Origin of the sequence: Pseudarthrobacter sp. (assembly GCF_036675385.1) — a bacterium.
Classification (GTDB): Bacteria; Actinomycetota; Actinomycetes; order Actinomycetales; family Micrococcaceae; genus Arthrobacter.
The window spans coordinates 1-4,566 of the sequence record NZ_JAKFFD010000072.1 but is presented as its reverse complement, the minus strand read 5'-3'; the positions used below and the strand labels follow the sequence as shown (position 1 = coordinate 4,566).

4 protein-coding genes are annotated in these 4,566 nt (G+C 64.3%); 2 read left to right on the top strand and 2 right to left on the bottom strand.

Annotated elements, in window-relative coordinates; all coding sequences use genetic code 11:
- Window positions 1-176: 176 nt before the first annotated feature.
- Both V6M49_RS05715 and V6M49_RS05710 read right to left on the bottom strand, forming a co-directional pair.
- Window positions 177-1,580 carry a GntP family permease gene (locus tag V6M49_RS05715; protein ID WP_332760519.1) on the bottom strand — a complete coding sequence of 468 codons (1,404 nt, stop codon included), beginning with the start codon at window positions 1,578-1,580 and terminating at the stop codon, window positions 177-179.
- A gap of 59 nt (window positions 1,581-1,639) precedes the next feature.
- Window positions 1,640-2,203, bottom strand: a complete 564-nt coding sequence (locus tag V6M49_RS05710; RefSeq protein WP_332760518.1) for a gluconokinase — start codon at window positions 2,201-2,203, stop codon at window positions 1,640-1,642.
- 191 nt (window positions 2,204-2,394) lie between these two features.
- On the opposite strand from V6M49_RS05710, the gene V6M49_RS05705 reads away from it, so the two are divergent.
- On the top strand, window positions 2,395-3,129 hold the full coding sequence (locus V6M49_RS05705) for a FadR/GntR family transcriptional regulator (RefSeq protein WP_332760517.1): 735 nt from the start codon (window positions 2,395-2,397) through the stop codon (window positions 3,127-3,129).
- Between the two features lie 168 nt (window positions 3,130-3,297).
- A partial coding sequence (locus V6M49_RS05700; RefSeq protein ID WP_332760516.1) for a cbb3-type cytochrome c oxidase subunit I occupies window positions 3,298-4,566 on the top strand: 1,269 nt, incomplete at its 3' end.

Genomic DNA, 4,566 nt, shown 5'->3' with positions numbered 1-4,566 from the left:
AACTCACTCTTCTGGTCAGGCGTGTACTTCCTCTGGCCGACAGCTTCTTTCGTTAAAGACGACACGGTCGTTGCAACTCCCAAAAATTCTGGGTGTTGCAACGACCGCTAGAACCCGCCAATTTCTCCGGACGCCCCGCCGTCGTACTTCAGTCAGCCGTGGCTGGAGTCAGATCGCTAGCCCGCCACGCCGGCGAGCAGGAAGAGCACCGCGGCGATGGCGAAGCCCATAACACCGATGAGGGTTTCCATCACGGTCCAGGTCCGCAGGGTGGTCTTGACGTCCATGCCGAAGAATCGGCCCACCAGCCAGAAGCCGGAGTCGTTGACGTGGGAGACCACCACGGAGCCTGCTGCCACGGCGATAACCAGGGCGGCAACCTGCATGCCGGTCAGGCCGGCGGTGGCCACGGCCGGGGCGATGAGGCCAGCGGTGGTGGTCAGGGCCACGGTGGCGGAACCCTGGGCGATGCGCAGGATGGCGGAGATCAGGAAGCCTGCCAGGATCAGCGGGATGCCCAGGTTTCCCAGGACGTCGGCGAGTGCCGCGCCGATGCCGGAGGCACGGAGGACGCCGCCGAACATGCCGCCGGCACCGGTGATGAGGATGACCGAGCAGACCGGGCCCAGCGAGGATTCGAGCAGCTTCTCGATGGCGCCGGCGTCCTTGCCTCGGCGGGCGCCCAGGACAAACACGGCTACCAGGACGGCGATCAGCAGGGCCACCGGGGTTTCACCGATGGTCCGCAGGACCTGGAACCACTGCTCGCTTTTGACCTCTTCGGACAGCACGCCGGAGGACGCAAGGGTGTTCAGGCCGGTGTTGATGAAGATCAGGACCAAGGGCAGGAGCAGCAGGCCGATGATGGTGCGGAAGCGCGGCGGGTGGGATTCGGCTTCGGCGCTGGCGTGGCCCAGGATTTCCGGCACCGGGAGGACCAGCTTGTTGCCGGTCCACAGTCCGAAGAGGTAGGCGGTGACGTACCAGGTGGGGATGGCAGTGATGAGGCCGGCGATCAGGACCAGCCCGATGTTGGCATCAAAGAAGGCAGCGGCGGAGACCGGACCCGGGTGCGGCGGCAGGAAGATGTGCATCACGGAGAACGCGCCGGCGGCAGGCAGTCCGTAGCGCAGCACTCCCCCGCCCAGGCGGTGGGCCACGGCGAAGACCACGGGCAGCATAACTACGAGGCCGGCGTCGAAGAAGATGGGGAAGCCGAAGATCAGCGAGGCCAGGCCCAGCGCGAACGGTGCACGCTTTTCGCCGAACACGCCGATCAGGTAGTCGGCCAGCACCTTGGCGCCACCGCTGGTCTCAACAATGCGGCCGAGCATGGCGCCCAGTCCCACGAGGAGCGCCACGGTGCCCAGGGTGGTGCCGAACCCGTTGATCAGCACAGGAACCACCTGGTTGGCGGGGATTCCGGTGGCGAATGCGGTGGCGAGGCTGATCACGATCAGGGCGACGAGTGCGTGCATCCGCAGCTTGATGATCAGGAACAGCAGCACAACAATCGATGCCGCGGCGATGAGCAGCAGGGGGCCTGCGCCCAGCGTCTGGGTCCATCCTTCGATGACCATGGTTCTCCTTTGAAACAGAACTAATGAAGTATTGGGGAAATTGGGGGCAGAGGCCCGGCTCAGCAGGCGCTGGGCTCCAGGTGGGCGCTCGTCGCCGAACGCGCGGGAAGCGCGAGGCCAGCAAGCACGGCGGCGACGATCTCCTCCGGGGAGTTTGAGATGTCCAGGCGGAGGCTGCCGGCGGCGAGTTCGTCGCCGGTCAGCGGTTCCAGGGTTGCGAGCTGGCTGGGCAGGAGTGTGGACGGCATGAAGTGGCCTTCGCGGCCCTGCATGCGCTGGCCGATCAGGTCGGCGCCGCCGTCGAGGTGGATGAACAGGACCCGGCCCTGGGCGTCGGCAAGCAGCTGACGGTAGCTCTGCTTGAGTGCGGAGCAGGTGAGTACGGTGCTCGTCCCGGCTGCGGCATGTGCAGTCATCCAGGCCTGGATTTCCCGCAGCCAGGGCCAGCGGTCCTCGTCCTGCAGGGGAATGCCCTGGGTCATCTTGTCGATGTTGGACTGGGGGTGGAACTCGTCCGCTTCGGCGCAGGCCCAGCCAAGCTGCTGGGAAAGCGCTGCCGCAATGGTGGACTTGCCGGAACCGGCAACGCCCATCACCACCAGGTGCGTGGCTGGATACTGCATGTTGTACCTCCGAAGAAGACGCCGTTGGCTAAGTGAAGAAAGCTTTGAGCGCATTTCACAGGGAACTGCGCCGGGAAATAAGGTATCACCATTTATTGCTATAGGTACTATCTTTTGGTGTCACAAGTCATACCTTTGGAACTTTGTGCGTACGATTGGGGTGCGCACAGGCGCAGACGAAAGCAGGAAAGATGTCGACGGCGACACCACCGGACGCGGATGACGCGCACGACGGCGGGGCCTCCCCCGCCATGCATGAACGCGTTCTCGAGGCGGTTGGCTCCGCCATCGCGTCAGGAAGCCTTCCTCCGGGCAGCCGGCTGACCCTTGAGGGCCTCCAGCAGGAGTACGGCATCTCCCGCACCGTTGCGCGGGACAGCATGAAGGTCCTGGAGTCCATGAACCTGGTGTATTCGCGCCGGCGGGTGGGCATTGTGGTCCAGGAGCGCCGGCTGTGGAATGTCTTCGATCCCAAGCTGGTGCGCTGGCGCCTGGGCTCTGTCCGGCGCGATATCCAGTACAGCAGCCTGACGGAGCTGCGCATCGCTGTCGAGCCTATTGCGGCTGCAGGTGCTGCCCGCCGGGCGAGCGCCGCGGAACGGGCCAGGCTGGTTTTCCTGGCCGCGGAGTTGCGGCGGCTGGGCGAAGCCGGCGAACTCGAGGCGTTCCTGGCGGTGGACATCGAGTTCCACTGCCTGCTGCTCCAAAGCTGCGGCAATGAGATGTTCACGGCGCTCGAAGGCATGGTGGCCGAGGTGCTCACCAGCCGGACCCAACAGGGCCTGATGCCCTTCAAACCGCGGGCCGAAGCGTTACAGGCCCACGAGGATGTTGCGGCGGCAGTGGCCCGCGGGGACGCGGTGGGCGCGGAAACAGCCGTCCATCACATCCTGGACGAGGTCCGGAACGCGATGGGCCTGCACTAACGGTGCTTGAGCTGGGCCCACACCCGCAGGGTTCCCTGGCCGAGCTTGCGAGGTTAGGGAACGGGTGGGGAGAAACCCTTCCCGCCCCCTATTTTCCTGAGTAGCCTGCAATTAGGGGCTCATGCAAAGGGCCCATAGCTGCCGTGCAGAAGATCTGTGAGGTGAAAAATGGCCATCACCGGACATTCACGAATAGGGACCGCCTCAACCGCTGCTCCCCCTGTAGTGCCGCGGCGCAAAGGCTCCATGGTGGTCGGCTGGCTCACCTCCACCGACCACAAGGTCATCGGGTACATGTACCTGATCGCCTCGTTTGTGTTCTTCCTGATGGCCGGAGTCATGGCCCTGCTGATCCGGGCCGAGCTCTTCGAACCGGGCATGCAGGTCCTGCAGACCAAGGAGCAGTACAACCAGCTGTTCACGATGCACGGCACCATGATGCTGCTGATGTTCGCGACGCCGCTTTTCGCCGGCTTCACCAACTTCATCATGCCGCTGCAGATCGGCGCCCCCGACGTCGCATTCCCGCGGCTGAACGCCCTGGCCTTCTGGTTCTTCCTCTTCGGATCCACCATCGCCGTCGCTGGCTTCATCACCCCGCAGGGCGCAGCGGCCTTCGGCTGGTTCGCCTACGCGCCGCTGAACAACACCACGTTCACCCCCGGCGTGGGCGGTGACCTGTGGGTCTTCGGCCTGGCGCTGTCCGGCTTCGGCACCATCCTGGGTGCGGTCAACTTCATCACCACCATCATCTGCATGCGCGCCCCGGGCCTGACCATGTGGCGGATGCCCATCTTCACCTGGAACGCCCTGGTGACGTCCATCCTGGTGATCATGGCATTCCCGCCGCTCGCCGCGGCACTGTTTGCCCTGGGGGCCGACCGGAAGTTCGGTGCCCACATCTATGATCCGGAGAACGGCGGCGCGATTCTGTGGCAGCACCTGTTCTGGTTCTTCGGCCACCCCGAGGTCTACATCATCGCGCTGCCGTTCTTCGGCATCGTCTCGGAGATCTTCCCGGTCTTCAGCCGCAAACCGATCTTCGGCTACAAGGGCCTGGTCTACGCCACCATCTCCATCGCAGCCCTGTCCATGACCGTGTGGGCGCACCACATGTACGTGACCGGCTCGGTGCTGCTGCCGTTCTTCGCCTTTATGACCATGCTGATCGCGGTGCCAACCGGCGTGAAGTTCTTCAACTGGATCGGCACCATGTGGCGGGGGTCCCTGACCTTCGAGACACCGATGCTGTGGGCCCTCGGCTTCCTGATCACGTTTCTTTTCGGCGGCCTGACCGGGATCATCCTGTCCTCTCCGCCGCTGGACTTCCACGTGTCTGATTCCTACTTCGTGGTGGCGCACTTCCACTACGTGGTGTTCGGCACTGTGGTGTTCGCGATGTTCGCAGGCTTCTACTTCTGGTGGCCAAAATTCACC

Bases quoted from the DNA above. Each gene is read 5' to 3' on its own strand.
- V6M49_RS05705 (WP_332760517.1), top strand. From the start codon at position 2,395: ATGTCGACGGCGACACCACCGGACGCGGATGACGCGCACGACGGCGGG.
- V6M49_RS05715 (WP_332760519.1), bottom strand. From the start codon at position 1,580: ATGGTCATCGAAGGATGGACCCAGACGCTGGGCGCAGGCCCCCTGCTG.
- V6M49_RS05710 (WP_332760518.1), bottom strand. From the start codon at position 2,203: ATGCAGTATCCAGCCACGCACCTGGTGGTGATGGGCGTTGCCGGTTCC.